The sequence below is a fragment of the Haladaptatus cibarius D43 genome (assembly GCF_000710615.1).
Classification (GTDB): Archaea; Halobacteriota; Halobacteria; order Halobacteriales; family Haladaptataceae; genus Haladaptatus; species Haladaptatus cibarius.
The window spans coordinates 1-16,090 of the sequence record NZ_JDTH01000002.1 but is presented as its reverse complement, the minus strand read 5'-3'; the positions used below and the strand labels follow the sequence as shown (position 1 = coordinate 16,090).

Here is a 16,090-nt window from a genome sequence, read left to right as displayed (position 1 = left end):
TTCGAAATACGAGAATCGGTTTTTCGCAGGCAGTCTATCGCCCCTCGAACTCTGGCGTCTCCTTTTCGAAGAACACCGCCAGTCCGCGTTCGTAATCGTCGGTTTCGGTCATCCGAGCAATCGTATCGGTTTCGCTCGCCATCTGCGCCGAAAGGTCACGGCCCAGTCCGCGGTTGAACAGGCGTTTCGTCGCGCCGTAGGCACGAGTTGGCCCGTCCGCGAGGGATTCTGCGAGGTCAGCGAGTCGGGCGTCGAAGTCGTCCGCGACTTCCGTGGCGAGTCCCATCTCCACGGCCTCCTCCGGAGCAATCGGTTCGTCCAGCAAAGCGATTTCCTTGGCTCGGCGCAGGCCGACGAGGTGCGGGAGGAAATAGGTCGAACCGCCGTCTCCAGTCAGGCCGACTTTCGGGTACGCAAACTCCAGTCGGGAATCCTCTGCGAGCAGAACGATGTCGCCGGAAAGCGCGAGTCCGAACCCACCGCCAGCGGAGACGCCGTTGACGCCCGTAACGACCGGTTTCGGCGCACGAACCAGATTTTCGATGGAGCGGTGTAAACTCGACGCGATTTTCCTGAGCGTGCGCGCGTCGTTCGAATCGCCCGACAGTACCGACAGGTCGGCACCCGTATTGAACACGCCGTCAGTTCCGGTGAGGACGATACAGCGCGAATCGTCGTCGTGCAGGGCCATCGTGACCGTTCGCAGTTCGTTCGCCATCTCGCGGTTCATCGCGTTGTGCGTTTCGGGGCGGTTCATCGTCACGCGGGCGATGTCGCCGACGCGCTCGATATTCAGGTGTTCGAACTCCGTCATACCGTTTTCTGTGCGGGGAATCGTCAAAACCGTACCTGATGAAAGCGTGTATTGTACTGAAAGCGCGCTGTAACTTGTGAAATCCTATCACGCTCGAACGTACTCCATTCGCCGAACAAAAGGTCAAGAATTTAGTACCCCATGTTGAGTACGGTAGCCGTATGGAGCGATTTGACGTTGCTGTCGTGGGCGGCGGTCCCGCCGGAATGTCGGCAGGGGAGCAAGCCGCGGCACACGGTGCGAACGCCGTCGTCTTGGAACAGGGCGTCCCCCGCGCTGACCGAGAGTTTCTCGGCCCGGATTCCACCGACGCCGCCGGAATGTTGGACTACTGGGTGGACATCATGGACGAGGACTATCGGGAGATTCCCGACCACATCATCCTGCAAGAACTCGATAGGGTGGAGTTCCTCGGCCCGAACGAGAATGCTGTCCTCCGACGCACGGGAATCGAAGCGTCGTACCCGAAGATGGGGTTCACCTTCAACCGCACGTGGATGGACGACTGGCTGAGAGAGCGCGCGGAGGATGCCGGAGCGGAGTATCGCGTCGGCGTCGGCGTCAAGCGCACGGAAACCGACCTCGATGTAGAATACCGCCACACCCTCCGACTGGCGGACGGCGAGGACATTGCCGCAAAATATCTGATTCTCGCCGACGGCCCACAGCGTCGCGTCACGCTCTCCGCGCTCGACCAGTTCATGCCCGACGGCCGGTCGGTGAGCGACCACCTCAGCCCGCCGACGGCGAACCACATCGCCTATCAGGAGTATCGGGAGATTCCCGAAGAACTGTTCGAACGTTCGGCGCTGAAATTCTGGTGGGGCTACATCCCCGGCGAGACGGCGTATCCATGGGTTTTCCCGAACGACGGCACAGTTGCCCGCGTCGGCCTCACGATGCCAATCGGGATGAGCATCGAAAATGTCGACAATCCGGAATCCTACGTCCTCCTGAACGAAGACGACGAAAGCCTGCCCCGCGCCGGGGAGTACATCCGCAGACTCCTCGAACACGAGTACGGCGACGAGTACGACATCGAGACGGATTTCCCGCTGGTCGAAGACCGCGGGAAATCCGGCGGCACCGAAACCTATCCGATTTCCTCGACCAAGCCAATAGAATCACCCGTCAAAGCCGGAGTCGCCGTCGCTGGCGGCGCGATGGGAACGACCAGTGCGTTCCACGAAGGCGGCTACCACGTCGCGGTTCGAACCGGAAAAATCGCCGGGGAACTCGCTGCGACCGATTCGCTCGAATCGTACAACGACGAGTGGAAGGCCGCAATCGGCGACGAAATCCTCCGGAACGTCTCCTTCGCGGACATCGTCGCCGACTACGGCCCGGACGATTGGGACGACACATTTTCGATGGCGGACAGTCTGCTCAAAAGCGAAGGAAAGGGACTTCTCCGGTCGAAGTTCGGGTCGGGCGTTCGCGCCGCGAGAGTCGCCGCCAAGTACAAAAAAACCAAATACGGCTATCGAAACGGTGGCTACGTGCAGTTGAAGGAGTCGGAATACACCATCTAAATTCGGACGAAAAACGACGATTTTATCGGATTCGTGACAATGTCTAGTAGAAGACAACCCGAAAGCCCTTATCGGGTTCGACGCTTACCTATTCTTTGCGTACCTCAAGTCCCCGCCGGAGCAGTCCCATTTCGGGAGCGATGACCGAGCGGAGAACCCGGGTGCGCAACAGTTCAGTGAGCGTGGTGACCTCTGAAATCACCCCTTGAGCCGGTGGAATCGGCTCGAACGTGGCAGTTCTCAAAATCGCCCGCCGTGATGATAACTGCATCTCGGTGCTCGGTGGTTCATCCACCCGCCCGGCACGAGGGTTTGCCAGCCGACGCGGCACGCCGCCTCGGGATGAGGCTGGAAGTTAGTGTTCCGGGCGCACATTTCTACTAGTAGATGATTGTGTGCGAAAGCTTTCGGGGTAAATTGCTTACAGATTGACGAACCGGTCGACCGCAATAGATCGCTCGCTAGCGTTCTCGCTCGGCGTGGGTCACAGGTTCGTCCAGTATGCGAAGGATGAAGAAGTCCGTCAGTTTTCCGTTGATCGTCGTGGCCACCGTTGATTTCGTGTGGGTGTTCCGACGTTTCGTTTCGCCGAGGCCATGTCTTGATGAGGCATAGAATACAGTACGTTGATTCAGAGTTTGTACTTATTCGTCGGAACTTTCCGGAAAGTAGGGACGATTTTACCCGCTGGCACCAGTTGGGACGACAACGGTGTGCGCGATAGTATCGTTCAATGTATGATTTATTTCTGTTGAGGGCTACTAATAGAGTCTCGCCCGGTAATGCCGTTCGACATTTTCGATGATATTAAGATAACGTTTGAACGAGACGTGGCCGTTACGACTGGGAGTTCCCGTGCACAGGTGGGACTACTGCGGCTTGACGCGGAGCCGATGCTCCCGTGAACGTGATTCAGCGGTAGACAACTCCTGTATTTCGAACGAACGTGCTTCCTTTCGACACTGCGTGTAAACGGCTTCTGCCCACTCTCGGGCCTCGGGGGACGCTGTGTCGATTACCGCTTCGAGCTGGGCAGTTTCGGGATCGTGGCCACAGATGCCGATACAGTCGTCCATTATATTGAGTCCACACCGGGAATCGTCTGGAAGGGCGTCGTGAAGATAGACGGTGCAATTGTCACACTCGAACGCTTGGGCTGCTAGCTCGGGGTTCCAGTCTACGATTGCTTGGAGAACCGGAAGCGAGTAAATGTACTCCATCTCCATTCCTTCGATTACACGTCGACAAAACACTTCGAGGTTCCCGGACTTGTAGACAGTCGTTCCAAGCCCCCGAATGGAATCGGTCGATTTGAGGAGGCGAGTGACTCGTTCGACGGGCGTGTACGGATAGTTCGAACCGGGATAAGCGACGGTGACGTCTTCGAAATATTCCACCGCGAACCCCTCCATCTCCCGGGGGAGCCATTGCCAGACCTCTCGGAGCGTCTCACCCGTTCTCATCCCCTTCCGCAGTTCGAAGAACCGATCGGTCACGTACTCACCCAGTGGTGTAAGCTCGTAGTACGATCCATCGCGCACAAGCCACGAACGGTTCTCGAAGTCTCGAATGACGCGTCCGATGGTTGGATCCGATGCTCCTGTTATAGCACGCAGATCACGCCGATCTTTGCGTGCTTCGGATAACGCTTCCAGTGCCGCGACTCGGTGCTCTGATCGCGCCAGAAACTCGATGGCCTGAATCGCGGAGCCCATGCTAGATAATAGCAATCATTGTATAAATTCTTTCGTCCGAGCCACAGGTATCGTCGGAAGCGGAGATGTTTGATTTCCTCGATAATTTATCCGATCCGTGCCCGCTGTCTGATAGACGGTACCGTCGTTTTCAACCATGGCGACGTGTAGGATTACCGTTAGTTCGATTTTTCGATCCGTCACCGAAACGTCGATCGGTTGCTCACGGGGAGACGGAACCTCCGTAACTGAGTTCGGGTTTAGTGACGCTACGGAGGCCTTTCTCGTCATTCACTCTCGTTCAATTTTTCCAGTATGTGTTCAATAACTCTATCGTGTTCTTCCTGTGGACTGAACATGACGATCTCGGAGTGCTCGTTCGCTCGGATCGTGTGGCCGGGCGGCCAGTAGAATAGCTCACCGGTTCGAGTTACCTCTTCGCGTCCGTCCGAATAACTGGCCGTGAGCACGCCTTCCAGAACGTACCCCCAATGGGGGCACTGGCAGAAGTCGTTTTCCAGTCCCTCCAAGAGCGGCGTGATATCCGTCCCGGAAGCGAACGTAAAGTACTCTCCACTTAGTTCTCCGTACCCGCTCGTGTCGCCGAAATTCATCTGCTGACGGGCAACGGCGTCGGGCGTATCGATTTTGACTGGCACGTCTTGTTTATCTTGTTTCATCTTGTTTACCTGCTACTAAGAGGCGAACCGAAGTATCACGAATCAACTCGGTGCGATATTCGATCTTGGTTGCCATCACGGCTAATATCTCGGTGGTCGTTCGCATGGGCCGCCTCTTAGTACTGTAACCATCTCTCCCGGAGAAAGTGTACTTATCTAGTGAATATTTTCACTAGGTGAATAGCATTCCACTTTCCCCCAATTCAAGAGTTATCGGGAATAGAAAACTCGGGAAGTTACGTTCGACATCTCGGTTTCGAGCAAAGCAAATCGTTCGGGGTCAGCGCTACCGAGCCTACTAATAAATTTTCGCCAATTAGTGTCTTAGGCGACATCCCACAATTCCATAGCGAAACGTTTCCCGGTACGAGCCAACTATATTTACATATTAACCCATCGTTAGATTTTGCTTGATGGCGTTGGCACGATACGCCATACCATGAAACTCGACAGGCGCACACTCCTGCGGTCGGTCGGCGAAACGGTTGCCACGGCGAGCATCCTCGGAAGCGCGGGAACTGCAACTGCAGCAGGCTCGTACACGAATCACTACTACAGCGGATTCGACTACTGGAAGTACGTGCCCGATTCGGCGGGCGCAGGGTCGCCGCTCGTCGTGATGCTCCACGGCTGTACCCAAGACGCAGACCAGTTTCGCGTCGAAACGGGCATGAACGAACTCGCGGACGAAGAGGGGTTCGTCGTCATCTACCCCGACCAGTACAACGCACGCAACGCAGAACAGTGCTGGAACTGGTTCTACGACGCGAACACCGTCCGCGGAAACGGCGAGGCCGCGGTTATCGCCGGGATGACACAGGAAACGATAGATGTGCACACTCTCGATGCAGAGCGCGTCTACGTTGCGGGACTGTCGGCAGGGGGCGCGATGGTTCCGAATCTACTCGCGGAGTACGCCGACATCTACGCGGCGGGCGGTATCCACTCGGCGCTCGAATACGACGCCGCGGACACCGTAACCGGGGCGACGGCGGCGATGGAGTACGGCGGGCCAGACCCCCACGCGAAAGGTATCGATGCCTACGACGCGATGGAGCACTACGGCATCACGAGTTTGTGCCCAACCATCGTCTTCCACGGCACCGCGGACGACACAGTCGCGCCGGTAAACGGCGACCAAGCGACGATTCAGGCGATACAGACCAATGACCTCGCCTCCGACGACGCGAACGACGACAACGTCGATACGACGGCGGACTCCGTGACGAACGGGCAATCCGAGTCGTTCAGCTACACCGTTTCGGAGTACCACGACGACTCCGGCACAAATCTGGTGGAGTACTGGGAAATCGACGCCATGGGCCACGCGTGGTCGGGCGGAACCGCAGGCGGGGAGTACACCGCGCCGGGCGGCCCGGACGCGAATCGGCGGATGTGGGATTTCTTCGCCGAGCACACGAGGGGTGAGTGAAAGTGGCAGAAAAAATCAACACGAAACGACGAACCCTCCTCAAATCAGTCGGTGCTGGCGTCGGAGCGAGTGCGATTCTCAGCGGTTCGACGAGCGCGGCAAAGGGGTCGTACACCACTGAAACCTACGACGGGCGAACCTACACGAAATACATTCCGACCGGTGCGGATGGGTCGGCGATTCCCCTCGTCGTGATGCTCCACGGCTGTACCCAGAACCCAGACCAGTTCAAAGACGAGACGCAAATGAACGAGGTTGCGGAGCGCGAAACCTTCGCGGTCATCTATCCCGACCAGACGACCAGCGCGAACATCCGGGAGTGTTGGAATTGGTTTCAAGACCAGCACACGACGCGCGGAAGCGGCGAAGCCGAACTCATCGCGGGCATGGCACAGGACGTGATGGCGAGCCATTCGATAGACGACAATCGGGTGTTCGTCGCCGGACTGTCGGCAGGCGCGGCGATGGTGCCGAACCTGCTGGTCGCCTACCCCGACGTGTTCGCGGCGGGCGGGATTCACTCCGGCCTGGTGTACGACGTGGCCGAGAACGTCTCCCAAGCCACGACGGCGATGACGCAGGGCGGCCCCGACCCGCAACAGCAGGGTACCGAAGCCTATCAAGCGATGCAGTCGAACGGCGTCACGGACACGGTTCCGACCATCGTTTTCCACGGAACGGAAGATTATACCGTTTATCCGATAAACGGCCATCAGGCTACGGAACAGGCCACGCAGACGAACGACCTCGCGGCGGACGGGACGGACGACGACAGCACGGATTACACCCCCGACGAGACGACGAACGGGCAATCCGAGTCGTTCAGCTACACCGTCTCGGAGTACCACGACAGCGGCGGGGAAACCGTCGTGGAAAAGTGGATAATCGACGGCATGGCCCACGCGTGGTCGGGCGGCGCACAAGGCGGCGCGTACACCGCCCCCGGCGGCCCGGACGCCAGCCAGCAAATGTGGGACTTTTTCGCGGCCCATCCCCGCAATGGGGACGACGGCGGCGACGGTGGAAATGGCGACAACAACACTCCGACGGCATCCGCCAGTGCGACATCAAATTCCCCCGCAGTCGGCGAATCGGTCAGTTTCGACGGAAGCGGGTCTGTCGATTCCGACGGCACGATTGCGAGTTACGACTGGGAGCTCGGCGACGGTGCGACCGGAACCGGCGCGGCGGTAAGCCACAGTTACGATTCCGCGGGCGAGTACACCGCCACGCTGACCGTCAGCGATGATGCTGGCGCAACTGACACGGATTCTGTGGTCGTGACGGTCGGGGACGAATTTTCGGGCTACTGTGGTTCTGCGACCAACTACGACCACGGCACTGCTGGCCGGGCTTATCAGGACACTTCGACCGGAGCCTACTACGCCGTGGGGTCGGACGACTACCTCGGATTCCCGGCCTACACGAGTACGCTGAAGGAGACTTCTGCGGGATACTTCGAAACAGTCAGTTCGTGCTAGCAATTCGGTTTTCAGATTTTTCGTGACGAAATGACGCTTCGTGATGTATTCGATTTGCGGTTGTCTCGAACGAGGCGATTGCAATTGCCGACGACAAAACCACCATCGCACGAAGAAACAATTGTGACGTGAGGCGATTTTTAAATCACGACAACAAATAACCCCTCCGCAACAATCCACACACCTCCCCAACCGATTTTCGAAGATGCCGGACTTCTGAATTTGCCTCCCGGCGCGCGCTGTCGAGTCGCCTCGGATACGGTCGTCCGAGGCGGCGAGTTGCAGTCGCGCGAGGGACGACCGAGCACCGACAGGTGCGAAAGAGTCGGGTGGGGAGAGTGTGGCCTGCGGTAGCGGTTGCGGTATGTGTTGTCGTGATTTGCTTTTTCGCTCCAAACGAATCCTCAATCACGCGGTTAAGGGGTGTGTTGTCGACACCAGATGACAACGCCGCTCCAAATACGTTGACTGCTTCTGACATTGGAAGTGACAGAATGTCGAGTGGTGGACTCACACGAAAAATCAATTTTGAATCCAAGAGCGCAACTCGTTTTTCACACCCCCACCAACACCACGGCATGAACACGAAGGAAATCGCAGACCTCGGGCCGGACGAGCGCCGCGCACTGTTCGACCGAGACGCCGGAATCGAGAGCGTCCGAAGCGACGTGCGCGACATTATCGACCGAGTACGAACCGAGGGCGACGTGGCAGTCCGGGAGTTCTGCCGCGACTTCGACGGCGTGGAAGTCGGCAACATCGACATCACGGACGACGCCGAACGCGCCTACGAGGAAATCGACGCGGAGATACGCGAGGCAATCGAGGACGCCGCGGAAAACATCCGCGAGTTCCACGAAGCTCAGTTGCCCGAAGACTGGCACGAAGACTTCGACGGGCGCGAACTCGGACGCCGATTCCGACCCATCGAGCGCGTTGGCGTGTACGCTCCCGGGGGCACCGCGGCGTACCCCTCCAGCGCGTTGATGGGCGTCATCCCCGCGAAAGTCGCCGGAGTAGAACAGGTCGCGGTGGCCACGCCGCCGGGGGAACCACAGAATTCCATCACGCTGGCCGCGATTCACGCCGCGGGCGCGGACAGGGTGTACCGCGTCGGCGGAGCGCAGGCAATCGCCGCGATGGCCTACGGAACCGAGCAGGTAGACCGCGTACAGAAAATCGTCGGCCCCGGCAATCGCTGGGTGACGGCGGCGAAAGCCGAGGTACAGGGCGATGTGGCAATCGACTTCCTCGCCGGGCCGAGCGAACTGCTCGTCCTCGCCGACGCGTCGGCGAATCCGAAACACGTCGCCAGCGACATGGTCGCGCAGGCCGAACACGACGAAAATGCGTCGGCGGTTACGGTGACCGACGATGCCGACTTTGCCGAGGAAATCGTCGAAGAAATCGACCGGCAGGCGGGCGAACGCGAGCGCGAGGACGTGATTTGGGCCGCACTCGAAAACGACGCGAGCGGCGTGTTCGTCGCCAGGTCGATGAGCGAGGGGCTGCTGTTCGCGGAGGAGTACGCCGCAGAACACCTCTCGATTCAGGCCGAAAACGACGAGGAACTCCTGAACCGCATCGACAGCGCGGGAAGTGTCTTTTTGGGTTCGTACACCCCTGTCGCGGCGGGCGATTACGCCTCGGGGACGAACCACGTCCTGCCGACGACTGGATTGGCGAAAATCACGGGTGGGCTGTCGGTCGATACGTTCCTTCGCTCGACCACGGTTCAGCGACTGGACGAAGATTCGCTCGATTCGCTCTCGGCGACGATTACGACGCTCGCGGAGGCAGAAGGGTTGGAGGCACACGCCGAAAGCGTGCGAAAACGGTTCGAGTAGGTTGATATATTTGACACTAGTTCCGGGGTAGTATTTTACCGTTTCAGTCCGTCTTTCGGAAACGTTCGAGCGATGAACGTCATAGCAGAGTTCGACCTCTCCACGCCGATTTTGGCTGAAACGCGACACGCCGTCACCGGGTTGGTCGTCGATGTAGAGGATTTGCAACTCCGGTCGGGGAAGGCACCGGCCCTCGTCTGCTGGGTGGACTGTGACGACTTCGACACCATCGACAGGGAACTGCCGAACGACCCGACCGTCGAAGCGTTCGAAATTCTTGCCGAAAGCAACGGACGGCGACTGTATCGCGTGGCGCTGTCAGAGGAAGGCGAAACCTCGCTCGTCTATCCAATCGCGGTGGAACACGGCATCACATTCCTCGAAGTGCGGGCCACGGACGACGGAACGCATATCAGCGCCCGAATTCCCAACCGGGACGTGCTGTTCTCGTTACAAAGTCTGTTAGAAGAACGCGACGTGTCGCTTCAACTCAAGCGAATCTATCGCGCGGACGACCCGGGCGAAGCGTCCTACGGCATCTCCGAACGACAGCGGGAAATACTGTTGTACGCCGTGGAAAAAGGGTTCTTCGAGGTGCCGCGAAAAATCACGCTTCGAGAAATCGCTGCGGAGTTCGACATTTCCGACCAAGCCGTTTCGACGCTCTTGCGGCGAGGGCTGACGAACCTCCTCCGCCACACCCTCGTCTCGTCCTCCGACACTTAAAGCGTTGAGTAGCCAACGAAAGGCAATACCTCAACAGACCCGCTAGGCCCGGGTGCATCAGATGTCCCCGAAAACAGCCACATCGGACGACTGCGGAACGGAACAGTTCTCGTACCAACGACAGCCGAACGAAACGCCGACCGAGGCGGTTCTCTCCGCCGTTTCTGCGGTTTCCAATCGAAAAATCATTCCGAGTGCGGCAAGCGATGACGACCTCAGCGCCCTCGAACCGCTCTACGAGGCCATCGATCCGGACGCACTTGATGCGCTTATCGGCTCTATCGAGGATAGTTCGGGCAGTGACGGAAGTGTGACGTTCGATTACAGCGACCACGAGGTGACGGTGAAAAGTACGGGCGAAATACAGGTCTGTGCGTCCTCGTCTCGCAACTACTGAGAGTCTATCTGCCGAGTGCAGTGCTCGTCGCGGATAATCCGGCCTCCACGTTCACGTTTGCACCCTGTTTTTCCAAGGCATCGCCGAGCGCGCTGACTAGATAGGACACCGTCTCGGGCCGGGCGGAGTAGCCCATACAGCCGATACGGAAGATTTCGCCGTCCAAATCACCGAGTCCAGTCGCAATTTCGAGATCGTACTGTTCCAGCAGGTAGTCCGTCACGTCCGTATCCGTGACCCCCGCAGGCACCCGAACCGCGTTCAGACTCGGCAACCAGTAGTCGTCGGGTGCGTTCATCTCGACTCCCATCGCCTCGACGCCCGCCTTGAGCGCGCCAGCCATCTTTCGGTGGCGTTCCCATCGCGCTTCGATACCTTCCTCGGCGACGAGGCGGAGAGCTTCGCGGAGCGCGTAGACGTTCGTAATCGGGGCGGTGTGGTGGTAGGCGCGCTCGTCGCCCCAGTAGCCTTCGAGCAAGCTGAGGTCGAGATACCACGACCGAGCGGGTTCCTCGCGCGACAACACTTTGTCCATCGCGCGGTCGTTGAGCGTCAACGGACTGGCTCCGGGTGGACAGGAGAGGCATTTCTGCGGGCCGGAGTAGGCCACGTCGATGTCCCATTCGTCAACACGGAGTTCGACGCCGCCGAGGGAGGTGACACAGTCGGCAATCACCAGTGCGTCGTGATCGTGTGCGATGTCCGTGAGTGCAGAAACGTCGGGTTGAACCACGCCGGTACTCGTTTCGGCGTGAACGAATCCAAACACGTCCGGGTCGTGTTCTTCGAACGCGACGCGAACATCTGCCGGGTCAAGGGGTTCGCCCCACGGCGCGTCCACGTGGACGACCTCGCCGCCTGCGCGAGTCGCCATCGACTCCATCCGCCCGCCGAAGTAGCCGTTCGTCGGGACGAGCATGGTGTCGCCGGGTTCGACCACGTTGCCTATCGCGGCCTCCATCGACGCCGACCCCGTGCCGGATACCGGAATCGTCCACTTATTGTCGGTTCGGAAGGTGTACCGGAGCAGGTCTTGCACGTCGTTCATCACCTCGATAAACGACGGGTCTAAATGACCGACCAACGGCGTACTCATCGCCCTGAGTACGCGGGGATGCACTTCGCTCGGGCCGGGTCCCATCAGCGTCCTGTCGGGTGGTGTCAACTCGCCTACGGTGGGCTTTTCCATGCGCCACAGTATCACGCGAGGTACCAAAAACCCCGCCTTCCCGGCACCCCGCGTCCAACGACTCGTTGAATCGGGCAACGCGGCGTTTCTCCGGTCGAACGGTTTCCAAACGGTGGAAACAGTCGCCGCCGTTTATTCGGGCTATCGGTGTATCGCGGGACACCCCAGCACGTTGCTGGGTGGAGGAAAACAATGGCACAACAGAGACACATGCAGGGTTCACACGGACAGCAACACGGTCAGAGTCAGCAGTACGGTCAACCGCAGACACAGCAGCACGGCCAACCACAACAACAGGGCCAGATGCAAGGACAGCAGTATGGCCCAACACAGGGACAGCAGCGGCAACAGACACAGCAGCACGGCCAGCCGCAACAACAGAGCCAGATTCCCGGTGGCCAGCAGGGCCAGCAAGGAATCGGTCAGGAAACTCAACAGGGAATCGGCCAGCAAGGCATGGGTCAACAGGGGATGACCCAGCAGGGCCAGCAAACGACACAGCAGGTTGGCCAGTTCGAAGACCAACTGCCGGGCGAGATGCGAATCGCGCTCGAAGACTTCGAGAAGGCCGCGAAGGTGTGTGACTGGTGTGCCGACCAGTGCATTGACGAAGGGCCGCAGATGGCAAACTGCATCCGACTCTGCCGCGACGTTGCAGACCTCGGAACGCTGAACGCGAAGCTCATCTCCCGCGATTCGGTCTTCGGGCCGGAAGTCGCGGAAGTGTTCGCGCGTGCCGCCGAGGAATGCGCCGACGAGTGCAGACAACACCCGCACGCGCACTGTCAGGAGTGTGCAACCGTGCTTTCCCGAGCCGTCGATTCGACCTACCGACTGCTCGACGGACTCCAAAGCGGACAGGAGTCGTCCACCCAACAGCAATCGCCGATGCAGCAGTCGCCCGTCCAGCAGTCGCAGTTCTAAGGTCGCACTCTTTTTTCGCGTAACGACGCGCTCTCGACAGTCGAGACTCGGTTCGGTGGTCGAGGGGGGGGGAGCGCGTTCGTGGCCACGAACACGCCGAACTCGCGTTCTCGCAGTATCGCCGCGAGAACGCGAGTTCGCCGATAGGCGCCCATCCGTTTTCGGAGAGAACTTTATAGTCACCGAATACGAAGAAGAACTCCCATGATGGTCGGCCACGCTCTGTTAGCCTTCGCGTTGGCGGCGCTCGTCGCCAACCGATACTGGCCCGCAGAGCGCGCGTTCGCGTTCGGCGTAGTCGCGGGCGCGTTCGCCGCGGTTCCCGACGTGGATATGGCCTACGCGCTGGTCGGACTCGCGCAAGCCGGATTCGGCGGCGTCTGGTCGATGACCAACGCGTTCTGGGGGAGTTCACAACTCGTCCACAGAGCGGTGACGCACTCCCTCGTCGTCGCGCTCGTCGCGGCTCCCGGATTCGTCCTGCTAACCGGACGAAGGGACAAAAGAACGGTCGGCGCGGTCGTTCTCTCGGCGCTCGTCTGGATTGGCTTCGTGGAAAGCGGCGTCCTCGGTGCGGGCGTCATGCTCGTCTTCGTACTGGCGGGGGCGGCGGTCGCACTCGCCGCGAATGCGAGCACCGACCTCCAATCCCGAGAGCTACTCGCCGCGGCGGCGTTCGGCCTGCTGTCCCATCCCTTCGGCGACGTGTTCACGGGCGAACCGCCGCAGTTTCTCTACCCCTTCGACACCGTCCTGCTTCACAACCGAGTCGCCCTGTATCCGCCCGACGCGACGCTGAACCTGCTCGCAATCTTCGGCGTGGAACTGGCGGCCGCGTGGCTCGCCGTCTTCGCGTACTTCCGCTTGCGCGACGGTTCCCATGACCACGAAAAACACCTGCTGGGTCACGTCCACGGGCGAGCAACGCTCGGCGCAGGCTACGCGCTCACTGCGCTGTTCCTTCCGGCACCGACGCTCGACGTTTCGTACCACTTCGTCTTCTCGGTGCTCGCCGTCGGGGCCGTCGGCGTCGGCCCGAAGCTGTATCCACTGCGCTCGTTCCGCGTCGAGCGAGACCCACGGGCGTGGCTCTGTACCGGCATGGCCGCGGTTACCGTCGCGGTACTGGCCTACGCAGGTGCCTACCTCACGGCCTAACATTTCTTACCGACGGCAGCCCTATCGGCCGATATGGCACAGCGAATCGGTCGGTTGGGCGCACTCGTGGAAAACGAGCGCATCAACGCCGGACTGGCGTGGGTTCTGGTCGGATTTCTGCTCGTCGTCGTCGTGGCGAGTCTGCTTCAGGCGGATTTCCTGTGGGCTATCTTCGCCGGATTCGTCTTCGCGGTGGCGGTAATTCCGCCGCTTTCCTACCGAAACGCCGAGGCGATGCTGCCGTGGGAAGTGTTGCTTCTCGCCGCGCTTCCCGTCCTCGGGCGCGCGCTCGCAACGCTCGCGCTCACGACACGGGTGGCGACGTACCTCTCGGTGGCCGCGCTCGCGCTCATCGTCGCCGTCGAACTGCACGTTTTCACGCCGGTTCGGATGACACACTGGTTCGCCGTTCTCTTCGTTGTCATCGCCACAATTGCGACGGCGGGCGTCTGGGCGGTCATCGAATGGCTCTCCGACATCTACCTCGGCACCGCATTCATCGAGAGCGAACACCTGCTGATGTGGGACTTCGTCTACGCGACGGCTATCGGTATCGTGGCGGGCATCGTCTTCGAACTGTACTTCCGGCGGGTTGCACCGCCCCGGACGCGACTGCCGAACGACGTTCAGGAGCGAATCCGATGAAACTTCGTGAACAGATCGGGATTTCGCCCCGACGACAGCGACAGTTAACTCGCGCAATGGAGTTGAGCCTCGTCGGCATCTTCTTCGTCGGACTGGACAGGGGCAACCTCGGAATCATGGTCAACGCCGGAATGGCGTTCGCCATCACGCTCGTTCCGGCAATCCTCGAACGCGACTATCAGATTCCGATGGACGCCGGACTGACGCTGTGGATTACGACCGCCGTTTTCCTCCACGCCGTCGGCACCCTCGGCCCGTACCAGAACGTCTGGTGGTGGGATCACCTTACACACCTCCTCTCCGCTTCCATCGTCGCGGCAGTCGGCTACGCGACAGTTCGGGCGTTGGACGCCCACTACGACGACGTGTATCTCCCGCCGCGATTCATGTTCGTGTTCATCCTCATGTTCGTGGTCGCCTTCGGCGTCATCTGGGAAGTCATCGAGTTCGGCGTCAGCGGACTGGCGGTCGTCTTTGGCGGGAGGGCGGTGTTGACCCAGTACGGACTGGAAGATACGATGCTCGACCTCATGTTCGATACGGTCGGCGGCCTCATCACCGCGATTTGGGGCATCGCGTACCTGTCCGACGTGGTCGGCGCGCTGACGGAACGACTCGACGGTCGAATGCGCGGCACGGAGTACGGACGGCGGGACGATTGAACAACCGGAGAACGACTATGGAACACCCGCGAAGCGACTACGGAACAACCGTGAAACAATCGGATATATCACCGAATGACCAAATAATCGGAGATGCCGACAAACGGCCAATGCGACTTTTACCTGCGGCGGGAAATGGAAGGACGCTATGGTGTTCAAGAAAATCACCCTCATCGGAACCAGCGACGAGAGTTTCGACGCCGCCGCCGACGACGCCATCGACCGAGCCGAAGCGACGCTCGACAACGTGAAATGGGTCGAAGTAGACCACCTCGGCGTCGAAATCGCCTCGGCAGACGGGCGGCAGTATCAGGCCGAAGTGACGGTTGCCTTCGAACTGGAGGAGTAATCGGACGCCGCGAGAAGCGAGTTATTTTCCGTAAATCGTCCAGCGTTGCTTACGTCCGGAAGCTTTCGCCACAGCCGCATTCGGAGACGACGTTCGGATTATCGACGTGGAAGCCAGCGCCCTGCAAACCGGTTTCGTAGTCCACGACGCTTCCCTCGATGTAGTTCATGCTCGCGGGGTCAACGAACACGCGCAGGTCGTGGTGCGTAAAGACCGTGTCGTCCGATTCCGGTTCGTCGTCGAATCGCATGCCGTAGGAGAGTCCGGCACAGCCACCCTGTTGGACGAACAGACGCAGTCCGGCGACTCCAGGGTCTAAGCCCTCGCTATCCAGCAAGTCAAGAGCCTGTTCGGCGGCAGTTTCGGTCACCTCGATTTGCGGCGTCTCCCCACTTTGCGCAGCGTCAGTGCTCATGGATGGTGTTTGTCGTCCCGGCCTCATTAACGTTCGCCTAGCAAGGAGTTTTGAGGGAACTGGTGTGAAGAAGTTTGGGCGGAGAGTGGTACTTCTGTGAAAATGTCGTTAGCAGGTTATTTTTCGAGATTCGTGCTAGTCAGTG

At 59.7% G+C, this 16,090-nt stretch carries 16 protein-coding genes; 11 read left to right on the top strand and 5 right to left on the bottom strand.

Annotated features, from left to right (window positions below):
• Positions 1–34 precede the first annotated feature (34 nt).
• Positions 35–814 (bottom strand): enoyl-CoA hydratase/isomerase family protein, encoded by a 780-nt coding sequence (locus HL45_RS05270; RefSeq protein ID WP_049970108.1) that lies wholly within the window; start codon positions 812–814, stop codon positions 35–37.
• Between the two features lie 161 nt (positions 815–975).
• Here HL45_RS05270 and HL45_RS05265 point away from each other — a divergent pair, with 161 nt between their 5' ends.
• Complete coding sequence (locus HL45_RS05265; RefSeq protein WP_049970107.1) at positions 976–2,346, top strand: NAD(P)/FAD-dependent oxidoreductase; 1,371 nt, start codon at positions 976–978, stop codon at positions 2,344–2,346.
• Positions 2,347–3,215: 869 nt separating this feature from the next.
• On the opposite strand, the gene HL45_RS05260 is transcribed toward HL45_RS05265, so the two are convergent.
• Both HL45_RS05260 and HL45_RS05255 read right to left on the bottom strand, forming a co-directional pair.
• Positions 3,216–4,061 (bottom strand): transcriptional regulator FilR1 domain-containing protein, encoded by an 846-nt coding sequence (locus HL45_RS05260; RefSeq protein WP_049970106.1) that lies wholly within the window; start codon positions 4,059–4,061, stop codon positions 3,216–3,218.
• 266 nt (positions 4,062–4,327) lie between these two features.
• Positions 4,328–4,720: a cupin domain-containing protein gene (locus tag HL45_RS05255; RefSeq protein ID WP_049970105.1), complete on the bottom strand. Its 393-nt coding sequence runs from the start codon at positions 4,718–4,720 to the stop codon at positions 4,328–4,330.
• Between the two features lie 439 nt (positions 4,721–5,159).
• Here HL45_RS05255 and HL45_RS05250 point away from each other — a divergent pair, with 439 nt between their 5' ends.
• The 5 genes from HL45_RS05250 to HL45_RS05230 all read left to right on the top strand — a co-directional run bounded on the left by HL45_RS05250 (position 5,160) and on the right by HL45_RS05230 (position 10,603).
• Positions 5,160–6,152: an extracellular catalytic domain type 1 short-chain-length polyhydroxyalkanoate depolymerase gene (locus HL45_RS05250; RefSeq protein WP_049970104.1), complete on the top strand. Its 993-nt coding sequence runs from the start codon at positions 5,160–5,162 to the stop codon at positions 6,150–6,152.
• Positions 6,149–7,633 carry an extracellular catalytic domain type 1 short-chain-length polyhydroxyalkanoate depolymerase gene (locus HL45_RS05245; protein ID WP_233274695.1) on the top strand — a complete coding sequence of 495 codons (1,485 nt, stop codon included), beginning with the start codon at positions 6,149–6,151 and terminating at the stop codon, positions 7,631–7,633. The genes HL45_RS05250 and HL45_RS05245 overlap by 4 nt, the downstream gene beginning before the upstream one ends.
• A gap of 578 nt (positions 7,634–8,211) precedes the next feature.
• Positions 8,212–9,480: a histidinol dehydrogenase gene (hisD, locus tag HL45_RS05240; protein ID WP_049970103.1), complete on the top strand. Its 1,269-nt coding sequence runs from the start codon at positions 8,212–8,214 to the stop codon at positions 9,478–9,480.
• Between the two features lie 72 nt (positions 9,481–9,552).
• On the top strand, positions 9,553–10,206 hold the full coding sequence (locus tag HL45_RS05235; protein ID WP_049970102.1) for a helix-turn-helix domain-containing protein: 654 nt from the start codon (positions 9,553–9,555) through the stop codon (positions 10,204–10,206).
• Positions 10,207–10,267: 61 nt separating this feature from the next.
• Complete coding sequence (locus HL45_RS05230) at positions 10,268–10,603, top strand: HalOD1 output domain-containing protein (protein WP_049970101.1); 336 nt, start codon at positions 10,268–10,270, stop codon at positions 10,601–10,603.
• A gap of 4 nt (positions 10,604–10,607) precedes the next feature.
• Here the strand turns inward: HL45_RS05230 and HL45_RS05225 are convergent, their stop codons facing one another.
• Entirely contained in the window at positions 10,608–11,792 is a 1,185-nt protein-coding gene (locus HL45_RS05225; RefSeq protein WP_049970100.1) for a pyridoxal-phosphate-dependent aminotransferase family protein, read from the bottom strand.
• A gap of 192 nt (positions 11,793–11,984) precedes the next feature.
• On the opposite strand from HL45_RS05225, the gene HL45_RS21550 reads away from it, so the two are divergent.
• The 5 genes from HL45_RS21550 to HL45_RS05195 all read left to right on the top strand — a co-directional run bounded on the left by HL45_RS21550 (position 11,985) and on the right by HL45_RS05195 (position 15,530).
• Entirely contained in the window at positions 11,985–12,716 is a 732-nt protein-coding gene (locus HL45_RS21550) for a four-helix bundle copper-binding protein (RefSeq protein ID WP_233274694.1), read from the top strand.
• A gap of 204 nt (positions 12,717–12,920) precedes the next feature.
• A complete protein-coding gene (locus HL45_RS05210; RefSeq protein ID WP_211250836.1) occupies positions 12,921–13,874 on the top strand; it encodes a metal-dependent hydrolase in 954 nt (317 codons plus the stop codon).
• 33 nt (positions 13,875–13,907) lie between these two features.
• Entirely contained in the window at positions 13,908–14,519 is a 612-nt protein-coding gene (locus tag HL45_RS05205) for a hypothetical protein (protein ID WP_049970097.1), read from the top strand.
• Positions 14,516–15,181, top strand: a complete 666-nt coding sequence (locus HL45_RS05200) for a hypothetical protein (protein WP_049970096.1) — start codon at positions 14,516–14,518, stop codon at positions 15,179–15,181. The genes HL45_RS05205 and HL45_RS05200 overlap by 4 nt, the downstream gene beginning before the upstream one ends.
• Before the next feature lie 148 nt (positions 15,182–15,329).
• Positions 15,330–15,530 carry a dodecin gene (locus HL45_RS05195; RefSeq protein WP_049970095.1) on the top strand — a complete coding sequence of 67 codons (201 nt, stop codon included), beginning with the start codon at positions 15,330–15,332 and terminating at the stop codon, positions 15,528–15,530.
• Positions 15,531–15,579: 49 nt separating this feature from the next.
• Here the strand turns inward: HL45_RS05195 and HL45_RS05190 are convergent, their stop codons facing one another.
• Positions 15,580–15,945, bottom strand: coding sequence for a HesB/IscA family protein (locus HL45_RS05190; RefSeq protein WP_049970094.1), 366 nt, complete (start codon positions 15,943–15,945; stop codon positions 15,580–15,582).
• Between the last annotated feature and the right edge of the window lie 145 nt (positions 15,946–16,090).

Excerpts from the sequence above, each read along its gene's own strand:
- HL45_RS05270 (WP_049970108.1), bottom strand. The coding sequence starts at position 814 with ATGACGGAGTTCGAACACCTGAATATCGAGCGCGTCGGCGACATCGCC.
- HL45_RS05265 (WP_049970107.1), top strand. The coding sequence starts at position 976 with ATGGAGCGATTTGACGTTGCTGTCGTGGGCGGCGGTCCCGCCGGAATG.
- HL45_RS05260 (WP_049970106.1), bottom strand. The coding sequence starts at position 4,061 with ATGGGCTCCGCGATTCAGGCCATCGAGTTTCTGGCGCGATCAGAGCAC.
- HL45_RS05255 (WP_049970105.1), bottom strand. The coding sequence starts at position 4,720 with ATGAAACAAGATAAACAAGACGTGCCAGTCAAAATCGATACGCCCGAC.
- HL45_RS05250 (WP_049970104.1), top strand. The coding sequence starts at position 5,160 with ATGAAACTCGACAGGCGCACACTCCTGCGGTCGGTCGGCGAAACGGTT.
- hisD (WP_049970103.1), top strand. The coding sequence starts at position 8,212 with ATGAACACGAAGGAAATCGCAGACCTCGGGCCGGACGAGCGCCGCGCA.
- HL45_RS05235 (WP_049970102.1), top strand. The coding sequence starts at position 9,553 with ATGAACGTCATAGCAGAGTTCGACCTCTCCACGCCGATTTTGGCTGAA.
- HL45_RS05230 (WP_049970101.1), top strand. The coding sequence starts at position 10,268 with ATGTCCCCGAAAACAGCCACATCGGACGACTGCGGAACGGAACAGTTC.
- HL45_RS05225 (WP_049970100.1), bottom strand. The coding sequence starts at position 11,792 with ATGGAAAAGCCCACCGTAGGCGAGTTGACACCACCCGACAGGACGCTG.
- HL45_RS21550 (WP_233274694.1), top strand. The coding sequence starts at position 11,985 with ATGGCACAACAGAGACACATGCAGGGTTCACACGGACAGCAACACGGT.
- HL45_RS05210 (WP_211250836.1), top strand. The coding sequence starts at position 12,921 with ATGATGGTCGGCCACGCTCTGTTAGCCTTCGCGTTGGCGGCGCTCGTC.
- HL45_RS05205 (WP_049970097.1), top strand. The coding sequence starts at position 13,908 with ATGGCACAGCGAATCGGTCGGTTGGGCGCACTCGTGGAAAACGAGCGC.
- HL45_RS05200 (WP_049970096.1), top strand. The coding sequence starts at position 14,516 with ATGAAACTTCGTGAACAGATCGGGATTTCGCCCCGACGACAGCGACAG.
- HL45_RS05195 (WP_049970095.1), top strand. The coding sequence starts at position 15,330 with ATGGTGTTCAAGAAAATCACCCTCATCGGAACCAGCGACGAGAGTTTC.
- HL45_RS05190 (WP_049970094.1), bottom strand. The coding sequence starts at position 15,945 with ATGAGCACTGACGCTGCGCAAAGTGGGGAGACGCCGCAAATCGAGGTG.